The sequence below is a fragment of the Gluconobacter potus genome, from assembly GCF_015244705.1.
Lineage (GTDB): Bacteria > Pseudomonadota > Alphaproteobacteria > Acetobacterales > Acetobacteraceae > Gluconobacter > Gluconobacter potus.
Window position 1 is genome coordinate 1 of sequence record NZ_JABCQF010000014.1, and the last position, 17,921, is coordinate 17,921.

Genomic DNA, 17,921 nt, shown 5'->3' on the forward strand with positions numbered 1-17,921 from the left:
GCGGCGTTACAGGGATCGCAACCACATCGAGCGGATGTTCAACAGGCTCAAGCAAATGCGCCGCATCGCGACCCGCTACGACAAGACCGCCTTATCCTTCAAGAGTTTCCTTAATATCGCCGCCGCAAGACTCTGGATTGGGTCTTTTGTCAACATGGCCTAGACGATCCACTTTACGATCAATATGAAGCGGAAGCACTGCCGAGTAGCATGACAGCATGAAAAAAGCGGCTCCCGGAGACCGGAAGCTGCCATTTTATTCATAGAAACGCTATTCGGCAGCGACCGTAACGTGGCCACTCACTGTGTAATCGGACGCTTATCAGCCTCCGTCTGCGCAGGCAGGACTTTTGTGCGTAATGATTCGGGCAGCCAGCCGCTGCCCTCAAGCAGCCTTTCGGCTACCTGCGCCATGTCGGCCTCCTTCAGATGTGCGATGCGCTCGGCAGCCTCGTCACCCCGCGCCTCACGCACGGCTTCAAGGATGCGCGCCTTGGTGACACGACCGAGATAATTCTCCACCGTCGACTGGCCAGCCCGCTTCGGCCAGATCGAGCCGGAGCACAGTCGCAAGCCGTTCGGCGCGGGCCAGTCGCTCCCTGACGCTACGTGCCAGAGGCAGACCATGGGACGATTCATGCCTCGCGTTGATCCCGAAAGACAGGCAATGCGCCAGCAGGGCCAGGCGACTGGTATCATCCAACCCGTCGAGCCAATGCCAAAGTGTATCCTCGTCCTCGGGCAGATCATGCTTCCAGCCCTCGTTGCGCTGGCGCAGGGCATGAGCTGGCAGGCTGCCGGGCATGTCGGGAGAATGGACCTGCAGCGGGATTTCCCGGACATAGGCTTCAAGGCAGTCCGCGCCCGAAACCTGCCAGTAGAGATCGCGAACCAGCGTGTGAAGCAGTTCGGTCAGCAGGCAATCGGAAAACGGCTTCAGTCCGTCTTCCTCCTCGGACTCGGTGTCAGGTGCGCCTTCCCGCCCGTCGCCGTCGTCACCCGCGCTGTGATAGACGACCGCATCATCATCATCTTCGGGTGCATAGTGGCGGCCCTTGGGTTCCGCCAGCACGTCTTCCGGCCGGACGAAGCCCGGTTCAACCAGCAGCGTGCCGTCCGTATCCAGGCTGACGAAGGCACCAGCGCGGGCCATGTCCGCCGGATCGAAGGACACAGGGCGTTCTTCCAGCGCCTCGATGGCCTGCTCGATTTCACCGAGGTGCGCATCGACTTCCCCCGGGAACTCATCGGCCTGAGCGTATTCCGCCTCAATGGTTTCCTGCTCGCTGTGCAGCGCGGCCAGACGGGCCGCTTCTTCTTCCGAGAGCACAGCAGGCGTGCCGTCGTCTCCACGAAGTCCCGCGTGCGTCCCTACGGGAAAGACAAGGCCGTCTCCACCCATTTCCAGCCTTCGGTGCGGACCTGGTCAGCCCCGACATTCAGGAACTGATCCAGGACGCCACGCGCGGCCGCTTCACGATCGTGCTGGCTGAGGCCATGGACCGGCTGTCGCGTGACCAGGAAGACATCGCCGGTCTGTTCAAGCGGATGACCTTTTCCGGCGTGCGGATCATCACCCTGTCCGAGGGCGACGTCACACACCTGCATATCGGCCTCAAGGGCACCATGAACGTCCTGTTCCTCAAGGATCTGACCGAGAAGGTCCGGCATGGCCTGCGCGGACGCGTCGAGGACGGCAAGTCCGGCGGTGGTAATTCCTATGGCTATGACGTGGTGCGCCAGTTTAAGCGCATTCGCGGCGACCGAGAACGCGGCACCGGTGTCCTCAACAACGAGATGTATGTCGGTCGGCTGGTATGGAACCGCCTGCGCTACCTGAAGGACCCCGACACCGGCAAGCGCGTCTCGCGCCTCAATCCTGTATCCGAATGGGTGATCCAGGAGGTGCCGGAGTTGCGGATCATCGAGCAGGATCTATGGGATGCCGTGAAGGCGCGCCAGGCCGAAACAACCTTCAGCCAGCCGCAAAGAGGAAACGAAGCGCTCAGTGAGCGGCGGCGTCCCCGCCATCTCTTTGCCGGGCTGATCCGTTGCGGCTGTTGTGGCGGTGGTTACAGCATGATCTCGAAAGATCTGCTCGGCTGCTCGGCTGCTCGACGGCGCGCAACAAGGGCACCTGCGATAACCGCCTGAACATTCGCCGCGACGCACTGGAAGCCTCGGTTTTAAGCGGCCTGCGTACGCACCTGATGGAACCGGACCTGTTCAAGGAATTCTGCAACGAGTTCACCCGCGAGGTGAACCGCATGCGCATGGAACTGGGCGCTGACCTCGTGGCGATGCGAAATGAGCTGCCTCGCATTGATCGCGAACTGGACAAGGCAATCCAGGCCATCCTCGACGGCGTTCCGGGCGCGAAGCTCAAGGATAAGATCGGCGCGCTCGAAGCTCGCAAAATCGAACTTACAGAGCATCTTGCCAACACGGAGGAGCCCCCTCCCCTTCTCCATCCGAATATGGCGGAGATTTATCAGCAACGGATCGCATCTCTCTATGAAAGCCTTCAGGCCGAAGACACGAAGACCGAGGCAGCCGAGAGCCTGCGCACACTCGTCTCGCAGATCACGCTTCAGGCCGCCGACGGCGAACTGGCAATCATCCTGCGCGGTGATCTGGCGGCCATCCTGACAGTCGCATCAGGCGGACAAACGAAAAACCCAGCCCGTTTCCGGTTCAGATGGTTGCGGGGGCAGGATTTGAACCTGCGGCCTTCAGGTTATGAGTTTGTAGGCAAGAGCTACGCCCTGCCACGAAATTCCCCGACGCATCCCGAAGAACCACTACTATCCTATTATTTTAATTGAATAAGTCGTTCATTTTGGCTCTTCTGTCTACGCTTACTCACGCTGACGTTTCAATCCCATTTGCATCCTATACGCATCCTGTGGAGGCAGCCATGCCCCGGATATCAAAGCGCATAATCGCCACCCTCCAGCCTGCTGAGAAGGACTACATCGTCTGGGACGATCAGGTCGCCGGCTTCGCCCTGCGGGTCTGGCCTTCGGGTCGGATGAGCTACGTGGTTCATTATCGAGCCAATGGCCGGTTCCGACGTTATACGATCGGCCATCATGGTCCCTGGACGGCAGACAAAGCACGCGATGAAGCGATTAAAATCCTCGCTCGTGTGAAAGACGGCAACGACCCAAACACCGAACGCGGCGAAGAGCGGACCTCCCCCACAATCAGTCAGTTCTGCAAGACTTTCATTGAACGGCATGTAAAGACGCATCTGAAATCAACCACACAAGCCGAATATCAACGCGCGATTGACCTGTTCATTATAAAAAAAATTGGCAGCCGGATGGTGGCCACCCTGACCCACTCGGATGTGGTCGCATTCCACCACGCCTATCGCCATATCCCGTATCAGGCGAACCGGACTCTGGGTGTGCTGTCGAAAATGTTCTCTCTGGCAATCCTCTGGGGTGTGCGGACAGACAACGTCAATCCATGCAGGGGCGTGAAACGCTATAAGGAGCAGAAGCGCGAGCGCTACCTCACAACAGAAGAACATCAGCGTCTTGGCAAAGCACTCGACGACGGCCGTTCCGCAATGCCGGAAGCCGTCAACGCGTTCCAACTCCTGCTTTTAACCGGTTGCCGCCTGCGGGAAATCCAACGTCTGAAATGGGAATATGTTTTTCTGGACGAAGGGATAATCAGATTACCTGACAGCAAAAATGGTGCCCGCACGGTTCAGTTGGGCGAGAGTGCGATCGGCTTGCTTGGAGACATCACGCGGGTTGAGGGCAATCCCTATGTCATCACGGGACGGAAAGACGGTGGTCACCTGACCGATCTGGAGAAGCCGTGGCGGCGCATCCGAAAGGAAGCCGGGCTGCATGATGTCCGCATTCACGATCTCCGCCATTCCTTTGCATCCGATGCGCTGGAACTCGGCGAGGATCTGGTCATGATCGGGAAACTGCTGGGTCATCGCGATCTCAAATCGACCGCACGTTATGCTCACCTCAAGAAAGAACCAATCCAGCGTGCAGTCAAAGGGATCGATTTGAAAATTTTTACGGCACTTGTTTCAGGAGGCAGCGAGAGCAACATCTGAACACGTCAATTATGCCCTGCCTCACAGAACTATTTTTAAAAATACCTAAAAATATATTCGGCTTTGTTGCACAATTCACTGATTGGTCGTGCTGAACGCTCTTATGTTTTTTGTTATACGACCGCCTAAGTGATTGAGGTTCCGAGCGTTGTGAAGCGGTTAAAAGTAGCAACGTGGATGTGAACTTCGGCGATCTTCCACGTATTTGCGAAACAAAGCCGCCGCCAAGCCAAAATGGGCTCTTCAAGCATCCTGGTAGGAATGCCTGCCATGTGTGTGCAATATCGGGTTGACAGGCTCGCAACCATAATGGATTTTATAAAAAGTCTACCGTGACAGGAGCATATGTTTTCAAAAGATGGCCCATGCCATACATCCTGCGCCCCGCTCTTCATTGAGCCGCTGGTTTCTGGTCGCGTTCACGCTCATGGGCTTTCTGGGGCAACTCCTGATCCAGAGTCAGGCAATGCCGGGAGAAATGCCTCGTGCTACCATCCTGCGCCTGACAGGCATTGATATCGCTCCACATCTTTATCACACGCCACATAAGCACTCCGTCTGTGCGGATATGCCTGGCATGACAATGGACAATGTGACGCAGGCTGTGTCAGCCGACAATGAGGGCGACCACGACCACATGTCCGGGCATCCTTCTCATCACGATGGAAGCTGTCCGTTATGCCCCCTCCTGCACCTGCCAGTATTCCTGTTCACAGCTCTCGTGATCTTGCTGGCACTGGCGTTTATTCGTTGGCAACGCCACGTCAACATCGTTAACCCCCGTGCTCCACCTGTCATCACACTTGGTGTTCCTTTCTCCTGTGGCCCCCCTGTGTCTGCGGTCTTCTAGCGCCCGCAGGCCGTTTAAGCTGTCATTCATCGACCGTACGCGTTCACTTAACGCATAGTGCGTCGCTGACGTCATAAACTAATGACGAAAAAGACAATGACCGTCCTGCTGGCTGAACGATATTCTCAGCTCAGGATCAGCTTCCATGTCTTCGACACATGTTTGCGCACACACGTTCCATCGCGCGCACTTACTTTCTGCCGCCGCAATTTTTCTTATCCCGTCCTTCGCGGCGCATGCCAATGAACTGCCCGGAAAAGAGCGTGAGAGTGCCGCATCAACCAGGCAGGCGGCGATTAAAAAAACTCCGGAACAGTCATCACGAAACACGTCAAAACAACTCGGCGCTCACGTAAAAACAGGAGCAGCCGTCCCTATATCCAGCAACGCAGCTGAGCGGCTCGTTGTCACAGCCACGCGAACGCCACAGCAGATCCAGGACGTTCCCGCCTCGGTCAGCCTGATAACACGTCAGGACATCCAAATGAGGCAATCTTCCACGATTTCAGATGCCCTCAATCGCTTGCCTGATGTCGATATGGTCGGCACGGCGCGTATGGAAGGTCAGGTTCCCCAAATCCGTGGGTTTGCGGGACGCGAGATCATTTTGATGGTCGATGGCGCACGGCGTAATTGGGATTCCCAAGGGATTGAAGCGCCGCTTTATATCGATCCCGCCTTTATCCAGAGTGTAGAAGTTGTCGCCGGATCAGCGTCCACTCTTTATGGAACAGGTGGTCTCGGCGGAGTTATGTCAATTAAGACTATTGACGCAAAGTCCCTTCTGAAACCGGGTCAAGGCTTGGGCGGAGAAATTGATGGCGGCTATCAAAGCGCCAACGGAAATGGGAAGGGATCAGCAAAAATATACGGAAAATGGGGCAAGTTCGATGCGCTTCTTGCTTATTCTGGGCAAACCTTCAACTCGATACGATTAGGGGGCGGCGAGAGACTTTCACCCAATGACGGGCAAAGCCACAGCGCACTACTTAAACTTGGATATGACATCAATGACCGAATTAGAATAGATTTTGGTCAGCAATTTTATCTTGATGAAAACTATAGATCTTCAGTGCCACAAAAAGGTCCTTCCACTTACCACTGTTCTACCTGCCAAGAGCAAAATGTCCGACAGGACGAGTCAACATTGCACCTCACAACACGTAACGAGCAAGGCGAGGAAGATGGAAGGCTGACCCTTTACAGAACGAAAATGGCCTCAAAGCAGGTGCCGAACAGCATGGACTCTAATGGCGGGTCCACTGTCCTTGAGACCTATGGTTTCGACTTACAAAAATCATACTTTCGTAATTTCGGATTGTTTGGAAGACATAAATTTACTGGAGGCGTAAATTACTACCGCGATTTTTATACGTACACCACATCTGGTTCAAATACACCCAACGCACAACAGCAGGTATATGGGGTTTACGGGCAAGATGAAATAAAATTTCGCCACCATGTCACTCTTTCCCCTAGCTTGCGTTACGATAGATACAATACCTTTCCTGAACACGGGAAAGGTCTCTCAAATAGCTCAAACGGTGCTATTCTTCCAAAAATAACATTATCGTGGCAACCAACACGCGAATGGATGATATATCTCAGTTGGGGGAAAGCTTATAATGCTCCCACCCCAGCGCAAAGCGACATGGATTTGACAGGCAATCAATGGTTCGCAAATTTTGTTTCTAACAAAAATCTAAAACCCGAATCTGCCAAAACATACGAAGGCGGATTTACTTATACAAAGAGCGCACTGTTTAGCGAGCACGATCGTGCGAGCGTCCGCGCTACAGGTTTTTACGAAGACGTAACCAATCTCATTCAAGAAGTTGCTATCGGGCGTTTTAATGGAAAATATGGGAAAAACAGACCCATTTATCAATATCAGAACGTTGGACACGCCACACGTTACGGTATTGAGCTACATAGTAATTACGACATAGGAAACTGGGGGTTTGATCTGAGCTTCAGCCACATAAGAGTCACAAACGCTCGGACCGGTGCTGGGTTGTACTCGCCTCCAGATAAAGTTGCCGCTGATATGCGTTACCGTTTTCCGAACATCGGACTGACTTTAATGTACAGCCTCATGGCCGTAGACGCTCAGAACTACGATGCAACTATTATTCGTCGGCGTCCCGGCTATATGGTGCACGACATACTCGCAACCTGGGCACCTCCTCGCAAGCCTTGGCGAATTAATTTTGCTGTTACCAACTTATTCGACAAGGAATACAGTATGTATAAAATGGCTTCCACAAACGTTGATTTTCCTGAAGTAGGTCGCAGCTTTCGCTTTGATCTATCATATAGATTTTGACAATCGCCAGGAGGTTATTCTGAAATAAATCAAATTATTACACGTAATTCCATTGATTTATTTCCTGTTTTTATGTATAATTAGACGCCGCATAGAATGTCTATTGTGGTTACTGGAGGTATGAAATGGCTATTACTATAACTATACTTAAAACCAAACAAATTTCTGTACCTGTCCGGGCCGGACTGCAGTGTGGTTCGGGTGTCTGCGGTTATAACGCTTAAAACAATACAGAGACTGGCGCCTTTCCGCGCCAGTCTCGCCCTAGGAGGTATACGATGTGTAACGGTTCTATTGGCATAAATTTCACTGGCGGCCAATCTTACTCATCTATTATGTCCCTTATTGACGAGGGACATATAGATTACGTCGAACTCCTGATCGACAATTTTTTACATCTCAATCCAACAGAAATTGCAAAGAAATTTCCTTGCCCTGTCGCATTCCATATTATGCAATCCCGTTTTTTGGAGCGAGGTGAGGAAGAATTAAAGTATATATCAAGCAGAATAACGCAAATGTCTGAGGCGTTTCAGCCACTTTATATTTCCGATCATATCGCACTTTTCGAGCATAACGGAACTAATTTTTATCAACTCGCCGAAATAAATTATGCAATAGGGTCAATATATTTTGATAAAATTCGGCGATGGCAGGATATGCTTGGTCATACTCTATATTTAGAGAATTATCCTTCACTGCTCGACGGTTCTTATGAAGCTCCAACTTTCTTCGAGCATATATCAAAGAAAACTGAATGTAATGTGTTGTTTGATATATCCAATGCTGTTTGTGCCTCTAGGAATACGGGCGCAGACATAGACGACTGGAAGAATGTAATATCGAAAACGCTACACTATCATGTTGCAGGATACACTCCAGCACCAAGCGATAATAATATTTTAATTGATTCACATTCGGAGCAGATTTCATCAGAAACGGAGATCTTCATAGATCGTTATGCTGATCTGTTTTTTCGTGAAAATACTACAATTACTTACGAACGAGACGGAAATTTTGATTACGACCTTATAGTGGAAGATTTAAACAGCCTTCGCTTGAAATCGAAAAACCAGAGTGTATACAATGAACAATCATAGAAAATATTTGCGTGATATCGATGTCATAGACTTTATGTCGCGCCCAGATCAGTTTTCTTTGTTTTCTGACAACAGGCGCGCGTTGGTGCGATTAGATATTGCGTGGCGCGGTTATTGGCATGCTCTTTATGATCCATGTCCATCCCTACTGGATTTTTCTGGTGATCAAGACGGATTCAATATTTTTCGGCCCTTTATGAGGTGGGGTTCTGAGCGAAAAATTTGTTTTGGTTGGCCATTACACCTCTGGGTTATCATTTGGTTGCAAGAAAATGAGATGCTGAATAGTTCTAATTCCGAAATCATTCTATCGGAATTGGCGGGAGCTGCAGCTGCTCGGTGGGCCATATCTGATCGCACAGAAGCACTAGGCATCGCCATTTACCGCGGTATCAAACAAAACTGGACTGTCGGCTGGAAGTGCCGTGCGGTAGATCTGCAACGAGAAATTCAAGAAATTGAAATTGGTGCGGATTTAAGCCCGGAAGATGATATTCCGTCGTATTTCCTTATTTTTGATAACAAAATTTCTGTATTCCCTGGATGGAGCCGCATACTGTGAGCAATTTGACCTATGCGCCGTCAGTGTATAGAATAAATTTTTTTTTGTTATTCATTGGGATGGGTCTATTTATTTTCCCGGCCTTTTCTTCAAACGAAGCCCACGCAGCACCAAAGCTCGGGCGCCTTACTTTCCAGGCGGCATTCGGAAACCAGCCGGTAAGTTGTGCTAGAACCATAAGCCCGGTGGGGACAAGCGACAATACGGTCCGCATCAACGATCTACGCTTCTACATCCACGATGTGGCGCTGCTCACGAAGGACGGCCGTGCGGTGCTGGTCAAGCCAGGGCCGTCCGGCCTCTGGCAGCGTGACGGGATAGCGCTGATCGACCTGATCGATCGCAATATTCCATGCAGCGATACGACTCCGTCGCCGAACTCGGCTATCAGTTTTGTTTGGCCGCAAGGCCATTTCACCGGCCTGCGCTTCACCGTTGGGCTGCCTATGGCCGCCAATCACGGCGATCCTACGATTGCACAGCCACCACTGAACATGACGAGCATGTTCTGGACCTGGCAGTCAGGATATCGTTTTTTCACGCTCGACATCACGATGATTCCGAAGCCTGGCGACAAAGCGCGACCGCACGGCTTCCCTGTCCATATCGGGAGCACCGGCTGTGAGTCCGCCAGCGCGGTCGAGGCGCCGAAGGGCGCGTGCACGGCCCCGAACCTCGTCACGGTCACGCTGCCGGAGTTCGATCCGGCGCATCAGACCGTGAAGCTCGACATAAGTCGACTGCTCGCTCTGAGTAATGTCAGCACCAACCAGATTAATAGTGCGCCAGGTTGCATGTCTGGACCGGACGACAAGGATTGCGCAGGTGTGTTCCGTGAGTTCGGCCTGCCATTCGGATCAGAGACCTCTCCGCCGGCTCAGTCGGTATTTCGGGGTCGATAAGATGCGCACGTTATTTCGCAAAGTTCTCCAGATGGCCCTTCTGGGTGGGGGGGCGCTGCTTCTATCGGCCGCAACCCGGCCCACGACGTGGCATTGGGACATCCCCTCCTGGGCGCCTGCGCCAGTCGTCCCGTCCGACAATCCGATGAGGGCAGAGAAGGTCGCACTGGGGCGGCGGCTGTTTTATGACAAACGGCTATCGGAGAATGGGACGCTCGCCTGCGCGTCGTGCCATCTCCAGAAACTGGGCTTTGCCTCTGGTGTCCCGACGCATGTAGGCGCGCATGGCGAGCCGGGACTACGCACGCCGATGCCACTGGCGAACGTAGCCTATCTGCCGAGCTACACCTGGGCCAATCCACAGCTCACCACTCTGGAAAAGCAGATGCTGATCCCGATGTTCAGCGACCAACCGGTCGAGCTGGGCATGGGCGGCCAGGAAAAGGCGCTGTTTGCCCGGCTCTCGGATGATCCCTGCTATGCGCGCCTGTTCCGTGTCGCCTTCCCCGAGGCGAAGGGCGCGATCACACTCTCCACGGTCACGAAGGCGATTGCATCCTTCGAGCGCACGCTGCTGTCCTTCGACAGTCCCTACGACCACTCGCTGCATGGCGACAAGACGGCGCTGTCCCCGGCCGCGCAACGAGGCGAGGCGCTCTTCTTCGGCGAGAAGCTCGAATGTTCGCATTGCCATAATGGCCTGAATCTGACCGACAATATCCGCGCGGCTAACATGCCCTTTCCAGAAACAGGCTTTCACAATACCGGCTTGTATAACGAGGACGGCAAGGGGGCCTATCCTGCCAGTGATCACGGGCTGCGGACAGTGACAGGCAATGCCGAGGACGAGGGGAAATTCCGCACGGAAAGCCTGCGCAACGTCGCTCTGACGGGTCCCTATATGCATGATGGCTCCATCGCCACGCTGCACGACGTGCTGGCAGCACATTACTCGAAGGGAGGTCGGTCGGCGACAGGGCCACACGGAGAGAACCCGTTGCGCGACCAGTTCATAGAGCCGTTCGATATCAGCGAGGCGGAGATCGCGGACGTGATCGCCTTCCTGAACTCCCTGACGGATCAGAGCTTCCTCACCAACCCGGCGTTCTCAGATCCGGGAAAGACCTGCCCTTTGGCTCTGCCCTCAGCCTCTCCCTCTGGTAAAGGCGCACAATGATGACTTCGCGACTGGTGTACGGCTTATCGCATCTTAGCAACTCCGCCATGTCATCAGGCGTCGATATGGTATCTGGATCTGGTGTCTTCGTCTTCGATTCTTCGGGTAAAGACTATATCGACGCGGTGTCGGCACTGTTTTGCGCTACGCTCGGCTTTCATAATGAACGCCTGATCGAAGCCGCCACACGCCAGATGCGAGAGCTGCCAGTCTATCCCACCGCGCTAAACCGGACGGTCCCTGTCGTCCACGCGCTTGCGGACGCGCTCAGCGCGGCAGCGCCGATACCGGACGCTCACGTTCTTTTCGCCACAACCGGATCGGAAGCTATCGAAACTCTCATTAAAACGACTTGGTATATCAATAAACAACGAAATCCAAAACGGCATAAAATAATCACGCGTCGGGGGAGCTACCATGGATCGACGATATTTGCCACGAGACTTGGCGGGATCGAAAGCATTATCAATTCATTCGATCTGACGGGTGACGATATTCTGTATGCTGCGCAACCCCGCTGGCCACGTGACGCGTTGGCTGGAGAAACAGAAGAAGATTATGCACATCGCCTGGCGCTGGAACTGGCAGAACTGATAGATCACACGGGTGCCGAAAATATCGCGGCCTTCCTCTGCGAGCCAGTCTCGATTGCTGGCGGCATGTACCCAGCGCCGGAAGGATATTTTGAAGCAATCCGCAACGTCTTGTCGATGCGCGATATTCCTCTTTATTTCGATGAAATCGTGACGGGCTTCGGTCGAACCGGAAAGATGTGGGGAAGCCAGACCGTCAACCAGACGCCCGACTGCCTCGTCGCATCGAAGGGGCTTTCAGCGGCCTATCAACCGATTTCGGCGGTCGTCATGAATGATGATTTTCACTCCGCATTGGTGGACTGCTCGATTATGCACCATGGGTTTCATCATGGCGGCACATATCACGCACATCCTGTTGCCGCTGCCGTCGCCCTTGAAACGCTAAAAATCTATGAGGATGAAAGAATAGTAGATCATGTGCGGGATATTTCAGAACATTGGATAAAGATGATTTCGAAACTTGCGGCACACGAACTGGTCCGATCCACACGGACAATCGGATTATTAAGCGCGATTGAAGTCGGATTCCGTAGCTACAGGGAGCTTGATTTCCGAAATGATGAGAAGAGAGACATCAAACGGTCAGTTGTGAAAGCATGTATGGAACACGGCGTCCTGATAAGAATCTCACACGATAGCATAATTTTAGCACCACCTCTCATTATTTCTAAAAAAGACATTGATGAGCTTGAGCAACGCATGACGAAAGCTTTCAATACTATTCTGTTTTCAACAGCATAGCTGCGTCGAAGGTATCCTTTTCGTTGGTCAATAAGAGACTTTTTTCTCTGAAAATATTTGTCTTTCTGCTGTAATTCACACCAAGCAAGGAAAGTAAACATGACTTCTATCCGTAAAATCGTTGCCTCTATGTGTCTCGCAGGGAACTTCGTTCTGCAGATGGCGGACCCTGCCTATGCACATGCCCACCTGAACGCCGAAATACCCGCTGCGGATAGCACGGGAACGGCGCCGCAGAGCCTGACGCTAGGCTTTACTGAAGCAGTAGTTGTCAAGCTCACCGGCGTCGTTGTCACTGGCCCCAAGGGTAATGTTATAGAAACAGGAAACGTTTCCCTGTCGGATGACGGCAAGACTCTGACGATCCCGCTCAAAATTGACCTCGTGCCTGGACGATATTCCGTAACCTGGCACGCCCTTGCCGTCGATGGACACAAGACTCATGGCGTCTACGGGTTCACAGTTACTAACCGATGACACCGGATGCTTTCCTGATCCTATGTCGCGCCGCACGAGACAGCCTGGCGCTCTTTCTTACAGGTAGCCTGCTTTTTGCAGGGTGGCTGGCTCCGCGCAAACTCGGAAACGCACTCTCTGCCCGCCTGGGAAAGTTTTGGGCATGGGGGAGCGTTTTTACGACGGTAATCGTCGTTGCAACACTGCCAGCCGAAGTCTCCGAGGTCGGAGATGGATGGCAGGATGCCTTCTCGCCGACTTTAAGCAAAGCCGTGCTTGTTGACACCACCATTGGACAGGCATGGATCATTCAGGCCGTAGCTGGCGTCTGTCTTCTACTTCTAACTTGGCGTAAATGCGGCGCGGTCCTGTCGGTCATACCCGCATGCGTGCTTCTGACGGCGACAGCCTTGACAGGTCACGTGCGCATGATCGGTGTGGGCGCGATGTTCTTCCAGGCCGTGCATTTGCTTGCAGGTAGTTTCTGGTGCGGGGGCCTCATCCCCGTTGCCATGCTTGTCAGTGATACACGAAAAAAGAAGTGGGATTGCTCCATGCAAGTGGCGTTAGCACGGTACTCGGCTGCGGGGCATATCGCGGTGCTTCTGGTCCTGCTTACCGGCTCTGGACTCGGCCTGAATATCCTGGGGGGATGGCCGAAGCATGTCACTGTCTATTCTACACTACTCATTCTCAAGCTGGGATTAACGAGCGGTATGGTCTGTATCGCCTGCGTCAACCGCTATGTATACGTGAAAAATCTACGCCAGAAAAGAAACATTACGGTTAGCCTTAAATATCTTCAACGCGGAACAATAGCCGAAATTGCACTTTCTATTGCTGTTATTGCAATTGTTGCCGTTGCTGGGAGAATGGACCCGACAATCTTATCTCTGCCTACAAACTAGAGTCATGCGCGCATATCTATAGATGCGAATAAATATATCTAGGTATTAATTGTGGTATATAAGACATATATAAATATTACATTATATTTTTCATGTATACATAAATTATATTATTGTGCGTTACAACACTCACACTACAAACTGTCGAATTTTAATTTGTATGAGAGGAAAGAAATGGAATGGTAAGACACCCTCCTCTTGATCTACGGGAACTGCAATGCGTATGCGCAATTGCTCTTCAAGGAAGCATCCATGGCGCGGCACGCGCTCTAAATTCCAAACAGTCCGCAGTCAGTCGTTCACTTCGGCTACTTGAGGAGCGCGTCGGAATTCAGCTTTTCCGCAGGACATCATCTGGCACAACGCCTACGCCAGTCGGCGAAGCATTCCTCCGACAAGCTGAGGCTCTGTTGCACGACACAAATGCTCTTTATGAATATACTCGGAGATGCGCCTTGGGTGAAAGCGGTATCGTATCAATAGGAATACAAAGTAATGTACCGCCAGGACGGGTGTCGGCCTTCATCGAACCGTATAGAATTCTTTATCCCGGTATTTCGTTTATATATCGTGACGTATCCAAGAGAGATGTAATTTCGGCTCTTTTCGACGGTATCGTTGATTTAGTAATTATAGCCCTTCCGCTGAACGAATCTTGCGCAGCTACCTTACCACTGTGGAGCGATCGAATTGTCGCTGTGACACCGACAAACCATCCTCTTGCTTCGTCTGTCACGACATGTTGGAGCGATTTACGGGAAGAAACTTTTGTCTTCGGTAACGATGATACAGGAGAGGACATGTCTACACTGTTAAAACGCAAAGCAAGCATTGCTGGCTTTCTACCAACAGTGTGTAGGGAAGAAATCATAAGTCTGCGGACGATCGCTCTCGTCATTAACGGACATGGTATTACGCTCATGCCGGCTGGCTGGCTCGCATTTTTTCCAGGTACGATCCTTGAGCAGGTAACTGTGCTAGAAGTGCGCGACGGCGACGGTTTTTCACATCTTGATTACGGCATTGGATGGCGCGATAGAAATTTGTCGACCGTCGCACATAAAATACTTGTTTTCTTGGGAAAGCAGAATCTCGAATAGACTAAGTTTCTCTGCTTACTATCTGCTTAGCTCGCGCACGCTTAAGCTTCGCGAAAGCTCGATCAGATGCAATGAATCCACGGATCATGTGCGGCACGAGACGGGTTGGATCGACGGGCTGACCATTCTGGCTGACCAGTGCTGCGTAAGTCACCAGATCACGATGGAGGTCCGCCGGTAAGTCCACGGGCATGCGGACCGGCTTTTCATCCGGAATTTCAGTGATGCGCAGCGTTGTCATGGTGCTGTTTCCTTTGCGTGGCGAGGTTGCAGGACAAGGTCGCGGTTAAGGATCAAGGTGAAAGGCAGCCCCGGCCGGTCGGTTAGGGTCGGCTGGATGTTGAGGCTGCGATCAACCAGCCGGTTACCAACCATGGAAAACCCATTGCTGGCCCCAGAACGGATGGCCTGCGCCAGATTGTTCTCGCTCTGACTGGTTCCGGCCTCTGATCCGACGCTCAGGAGCGTGGTCACGATGGCAGCCCTGAAAAGCTGGCCCCAGTGGTTGTTCACTTCATCGGACAGGCCGGACTGGCCGATGGCGTCGCCACCGGGCAGTTTTTCCAGCACCAGGCTCTCGCCGTTCGGGTAAATCAGCCGGGTCCAGATGATCTGGGTACGCTGCTGCCCGAAAGAAATGCCGCTGTTATAGGCCCCGAACAGCAGGCTTCCCTGCGGGATCAGCAGGAAACGACCGGTCGGGCTGTCATAGACGTTCTGCGTGACATGGCCAGTAATCTGACCCGGAAGGTCAGAGCTGATTTTCGTGTTCAGCGCCCCCGCGATGACAGTGCCCGCCTGAAGGATATAAGGCGAAGCTGACGGCATGATGCGATCCGGGCTGGTCGTCGCGCGGTCAGGCTGGCCTGCCAGAAAGGCACGGTTGCCTGATTGGGCGTCGGTCGAAGAAGATGGATTTGCCTGGGACGCAGATGCACCCGATGTGGGCGAAGTTGCCTGGTCGGTACCCCGGTCGCGTTCTCCCGTCTGCACGAACAATTTGCTGGCGATTGCGGCCTCGATCTCCTGCGCGGCACGGCGGTCGTCGCCACCCGAGGCTGCCTTTCCCTGCTCCTGTGCGTGGAGGATGGTATGCCCCAGATCACCGGGCAGCGCTGGTCCCAGCTTCGGCACATCCTTGCCGACATAGTCGGACGGCAGTCCCGCCAGCCCGTCGGCAGAGGGACGCACATCCGCGTCCTGCGCGGCAGGCGTGGATGACACCCGATGGCTTGCCTGAAGGGCATAGCCCAGCGCGAAGGCCACCGCGATCATGCCAACCCCGCCCAGCGACCAGACCACGGTGCGGGAAAGCCGCACGACACGCGGTCGTTCCGTCCGCAGACGCAGATCAGGTGGCGGCGGTGATGCTGCGGAATTTCCCCCTGTGGCCGGAGCCGCAGAATTTTCTCCCACTGTGTGAGCCTGCCCGGTCATGACTTCCTGCCGTCAATGCGGACAATGCGCACCCGCTGCTCGGAATGCTTATCGCCCAGCCGCAGTTCAGCGGCGGCGAACAGCCGATCCACGATCATCCAGTTCTGCCGCACCCGGTAATTGACCAGTTCCGGGCCGCCATCCGCCCCCAGCACGAAGAGCGGCGGCAGTTCCCCCTGCCCGATCCCGGATGGAAAAGCGATATAGACCTTGTGACCGTCATCAAAGGCCCGGCCGGGTAACCAGGGCGGCGTGCCGCCTTTCACCGGCTGGATGGCATAGCGGAAATTCAGGGTATCGAGATTCAGCCCCGCGTCCACTGGGGCAGAGTCATCGGCCGCGTCGTCCTGCCGGTGCAGGGCAATCAGATCGTCCTCGGGATAGTTCCACGAGACCGACGCCATGTATGTGGGGGGTGTTGACCTCAATTCCGCCAGATAAGTCCGTCGGTCAGTATTGATGATCAGATTAGTGGTCAGATCCGGCCGGGTCGGCTTCACCAGGATATGGATGCGTTTGGTCGCCCCTTCTCCGCTTTCGGTGTCACCGATGGCCCAGCGCACCGTATCCCCAGCAGCAACTGGGCCGGTGCCCACCAGTTTTTCACCCTGCTGGAGCATGATGTCCGTGATCTCGCCTGGCGAGGTATAGACCTGATAGAGGGCACCCGGAGAATAGGGATAGACCTGCACCGCATTGATGAAACCGGCCCGCGTCGGCTGGATGCGCGCCGCCAGATTAGCCTGGGTCACGCGCGTGGTCGGATCAGTAACCTCGGGGACCGGATGGGCCGTGCGTCGTGACGGCAGTGGCTTGAACTGGCCCGGCAGAGGAAGTGGCTGTGGCACCTCCACCACCTGCACGGGCTTCGGTGGATCGGGAATTCTCGTCGCGCGCGCGGCGTCATCGTACCGGATGACGGGCGGATGGTAACTGCCCGCGCAACCGGCAAGCGAGAGCAGCGCCACAGGAAGGGCTGCGAAAATGAAGCGCGTCATTGACCAAGCTCCTTCGACCAGTTGATGGCGGAGACGTAGATTCCGAGCGGATTTTTCCTGAGATGGTCGGCATCGCGTGGCGTGTGCAGAACGACCGACACGATGGCGGTCCAGCGTTCGGTGCCGGTGAACGCGCCGTCGCGGTAATGGCGCTCGCTCCAGGCGACACGGAAGCTGCCGGGAGACGCCCGGATCACCGAGGCGATGTCCACCTCGACCTGCTCATGCCCGATGCGCGAGAACGGATCATTGAGGCGGGCATAATCGTTAAGCGCCTGAGCGCCCGACGTGGTGGTGAAATCATAGGCGCGTAGCCAGTTCTGCCGCACCACCACAGGGTCCGACGACAGAGCGCGCACGTCATGAACGAACTGCGCCAGATACCAAGCGATCTGCGGATCGGTGGGCATATAGCCCGCTATCGCGGGGGCCACGACCTGCGCCTGCCCCAGCCGATCGACCTGCACGACCCACGGCGTGATGGTACCGCGCGCGGACTGCCAGACCAGCCCTACGCCAAGGCCTGCGGACAGAAGCAGAGAGCCGAACGCCATCAGCCGCCAGTTACGGGCCTGTACACGGGCGGAGCCGATGCGCTCGTCCCAGACTTGCGCGGCTTTCTGATAGGGCGTGACAGGCTCGGGCGTGGTCCCGTAGCGGGTGGTGGAGCGACGGAACATC

19 protein-coding genes and 2 pseudogenes are annotated in these 17,921 nt (G+C 54.2%); 16 read left to right on the forward strand and 5 right to left on the reverse strand.

Annotated elements, in window-relative coordinates:
- The coding region (locus HKD31_RS13750) for a transposase (protein ID WP_194265173.1) at positions 1-163 on the forward strand (163 nt) is incomplete at its 5' end.
- A 137-nt stretch (positions 164-300) separates the two neighbouring features.
- On the opposite strand, the pseudogene HKD31_RS16120 reads toward HKD31_RS13750, so the two are convergent.
- A pseudogene (locus HKD31_RS16120) lies at positions 301-1,443 on the reverse strand (chromosome partitioning protein ParB); the annotation flags it as partial.
- 39 nt (positions 1,444-1,482) lie between these two features.
- Here HKD31_RS16120 and HKD31_RS16405 point away from each other — a divergent pair.
- The 15 genes and pseudogenes from HKD31_RS16405 to HKD31_RS13820 all read left to right on the forward strand — a co-directional run bounded on the left by HKD31_RS16405 (position 1,483) and on the right by HKD31_RS13820 (position 14,805).
- A complete protein-coding gene (locus HKD31_RS16405; RefSeq protein WP_338085584.1) occupies positions 1,483-2,154 on the forward strand; it encodes a recombinase family protein in 672 nt (223 codons plus the stop codon).
- 56 nt (positions 2,155-2,210) lie between these two features.
- On the forward strand, positions 2,211-2,825 hold the full coding sequence (locus HKD31_RS16410; RefSeq protein ID WP_228120802.1) for a hypothetical protein: 615 nt from the start codon (positions 2,211-2,213) through the stop codon (positions 2,823-2,825).
- 14 nt (positions 2,826-2,839) lie between these two features.
- Complete coding sequence (locus HKD31_RS13765) at positions 2,840-4,087, forward strand: site-specific integrase (RefSeq protein ID WP_338085585.1); 1,248 nt, start codon at positions 2,840-2,842, stop codon at positions 4,085-4,087.
- A 478-nt stretch (positions 4,088-4,565) separates the two neighbouring features.
- On the forward strand, positions 4,566-4,937 hold the full coding sequence (locus HKD31_RS16135; RefSeq protein ID WP_228122168.1) for a DUF2946 family protein: 372 nt from the start codon (positions 4,566-4,568) through the stop codon (positions 4,935-4,937).
- A 145-nt stretch (positions 4,938-5,082) separates the two neighbouring features.
- Positions 5,083-7,263, forward strand: a complete 2,181-nt coding sequence (locus HKD31_RS13775; protein WP_082770917.1) for a TonB-dependent receptor domain-containing protein — start codon at positions 5,083-5,085, stop codon at positions 7,261-7,263.
- 125 nt (positions 7,264-7,388) lie between these two features.
- Positions 7,389-7,487, forward strand: coding sequence for a methanobactin (gene mbnA / locus HKD31_RS16310; protein WP_074448733.1), 99 nt, complete (start codon positions 7,389-7,391; stop codon positions 7,485-7,487).
- 54 nt (positions 7,488-7,541) lie between these two features.
- Positions 7,542-8,363, forward strand: a complete 822-nt coding sequence (gene mbnB, locus HKD31_RS13785; protein WP_010517450.1) for a methanobactin biosynthesis protein MbnB — start codon at positions 7,542-7,544, stop codon at positions 8,361-8,363.
- Positions 8,350-8,925 carry a methanobactin biosynthesis protein MbnC gene (gene mbnC, locus HKD31_RS13790; RefSeq protein ID WP_010517452.1) on the forward strand — a complete coding sequence of 192 codons (576 nt, stop codon included), beginning with the start codon at positions 8,350-8,352 and terminating at the stop codon, positions 8,923-8,925. The genes mbnB and mbnC overlap by 14 nt, the downstream gene beginning before the upstream one ends.
- Positions 8,922-9,827 carry an MbnP family copper-binding protein gene (locus HKD31_RS13795; protein ID WP_157132976.1) on the forward strand — a complete coding sequence of 302 codons (906 nt, stop codon included), beginning with the start codon at positions 8,922-8,924 and terminating at the stop codon, positions 9,825-9,827. Before mbnC ends, HKD31_RS13795 begins: the two co-directional genes overlap by 4 nt.
- 1 nt (position 9,828) lies before the next feature.
- A complete protein-coding gene (locus tag HKD31_RS13800; RefSeq protein WP_143221966.1) occupies positions 9,829-11,004 on the forward strand; it encodes a methanobactin export MATE transporter MbnM in 1,176 nt (391 codons plus the stop codon).
- Between the two features lie 47 nt (positions 11,005-11,051).
- A complete protein-coding gene (locus HKD31_RS13805) occupies positions 11,052-12,341 on the forward strand; it encodes an aminotransferase class III-fold pyridoxal phosphate-dependent enzyme (RefSeq protein WP_157132979.1) in 1,290 nt (429 codons plus the stop codon).
- Between the two features lie 99 nt (positions 12,342-12,440).
- Positions 12,441-12,818, forward strand: coding sequence for a copper homeostasis periplasmic binding protein CopC (gene copC, locus HKD31_RS13810; RefSeq protein ID WP_010517558.1), 378 nt, complete (start codon positions 12,441-12,443; stop codon positions 12,816-12,818).
- Positions 12,815-13,705: a CopD family protein gene (locus HKD31_RS13815; protein WP_034931184.1), complete on the forward strand. Its 891-nt coding sequence runs from the start codon at positions 12,815-12,817 to the stop codon at positions 13,703-13,705. The genes copC and HKD31_RS13815 overlap by 4 nt, the downstream gene beginning before the upstream one ends.
- Before the next feature lie 179 nt (positions 13,706-13,884).
- Positions 13,885-14,076 (forward strand): annotated as a pseudogene (locus HKD31_RS16380) (LysR family transcriptional regulator); the annotation flags it as partial.
- An 84-nt stretch (positions 14,077-14,160) separates the two neighbouring features.
- Positions 14,161-14,805, forward strand: coding sequence for a LysR family substrate-binding domain-containing protein (locus HKD31_RS13820; protein ID WP_228120804.1), 645 nt, complete (start codon positions 14,161-14,163; stop codon positions 14,803-14,805).
- Between the two features lies 1 nt (position 14,806).
- Here HKD31_RS13820 and HKD31_RS13825 read toward each other — a convergent pair whose 3' ends face one another.
- The 4 genes from HKD31_RS13825 to trbF are packed head-to-tail and all read right to left on the reverse strand — an operon-like array spanning position 14,807 to position 17,920.
- Positions 14,807-15,046, reverse strand: coding sequence for a DUF2274 domain-containing protein (locus HKD31_RS13825; RefSeq protein ID WP_007397926.1), 240 nt, complete (start codon positions 15,044-15,046; stop codon positions 14,807-14,809).
- Positions 15,043-16,242 carry a TraB/TrbI/VirB10 family type IV secretion system protein gene (locus HKD31_RS13830; protein WP_110581267.1) on the reverse strand — a complete coding sequence of 400 codons (1,200 nt, stop codon included), beginning with the start codon at positions 16,240-16,242 and terminating at the stop codon, positions 15,043-15,045. Before HKD31_RS13830 ends, HKD31_RS13825 begins: the two co-directional genes overlap by 4 nt.
- Entirely contained in the window at positions 16,239-17,240 is a 1,002-nt protein-coding gene (gene trbG / locus HKD31_RS13835) for a P-type conjugative transfer protein TrbG (RefSeq protein WP_194265549.1), read from the reverse strand. Before trbG ends, HKD31_RS13830 begins: the two co-directional genes overlap by 4 nt.
- Positions 17,237-17,920, reverse strand: coding sequence for a conjugal transfer protein TrbF (trbF, locus tag HKD31_RS13840; RefSeq protein WP_034933516.1), 684 nt, complete (start codon positions 17,918-17,920; stop codon positions 17,237-17,239). Before trbF ends, trbG begins: the two co-directional genes overlap by 4 nt.
- Position 17,921 lies beyond the last annotated feature (1 nt).

What these genes read in the sequence shown, in the direction of transcription:
- HKD31_RS16410 (WP_228120802.1), top strand. Translation starts at nt 2,211, where the DNA reads ATGGAACCGGACCTGTTCAAGGAATTCTGCAACGAGTTCACCCGCGAG.
- HKD31_RS16135 (WP_228122168.1), top strand. Translation starts at nt 4,566, where the DNA reads ATGCCTCGTGCTACCATCCTGCGCCTGACAGGCATTGATATCGCTCCA.
- HKD31_RS13775 (WP_082770917.1), top strand. Translation starts at nt 5,083, where the DNA reads ATGTCTTCGACACATGTTTGCGCACACACGTTCCATCGCGCGCACTTA.
- mbnA (WP_074448733.1), top strand. Translation starts at nt 7,389, where the DNA reads ATGGCTATTACTATAACTATACTTAAAACCAAACAAATTTCTGTACCT.
- mbnB (WP_010517450.1), top strand. Translation starts at nt 7,542, where the DNA reads ATGTGTAACGGTTCTATTGGCATAAATTTCACTGGCGGCCAATCTTAC.
- mbnC (WP_010517452.1), top strand. Translation starts at nt 8,350, where the DNA reads ATGAACAATCATAGAAAATATTTGCGTGATATCGATGTCATAGACTTT.
- HKD31_RS13800 (WP_143221966.1), top strand. Translation starts at nt 9,829, where the DNA reads ATGCGCACGTTATTTCGCAAAGTTCTCCAGATGGCCCTTCTGGGTGGG.
- HKD31_RS13805 (WP_157132979.1), top strand. Translation starts at nt 11,052, where the DNA reads ATGTCATCAGGCGTCGATATGGTATCTGGATCTGGTGTCTTCGTCTTC.
- copC (WP_010517558.1), top strand. Translation starts at nt 12,441, where the DNA reads ATGACTTCTATCCGTAAAATCGTTGCCTCTATGTGTCTCGCAGGGAAC.
- HKD31_RS13815 (WP_034931184.1), top strand. Translation starts at nt 12,815, where the DNA reads ATGACACCGGATGCTTTCCTGATCCTATGTCGCGCCGCACGAGACAGC.
- HKD31_RS13825 (WP_007397926.1), bottom strand. Translation starts at nt 15,046, where the DNA reads ATGACAACGCTGCGCATCACTGAAATTCCGGATGAAAAGCCGGTCCGC.
- HKD31_RS13830 (WP_110581267.1), bottom strand. Translation starts at nt 16,242, where the DNA reads ATGACCGGGCAGGCTCACACAGTGGGAGAAAATTCTGCGGCTCCGGCC.
- trbG (WP_194265549.1), bottom strand. Translation starts at nt 17,240, where the DNA reads ATGACGCGCTTCATTTTCGCAGCCCTTCCTGTGGCGCTGCTCTCGCTT.
- trbF (WP_034933516.1), bottom strand. Translation starts at nt 17,920, where the DNA reads ATGTTCCGTCGCTCCACCACCCGCTACGGGACCACGCCCGAGCCTGTC.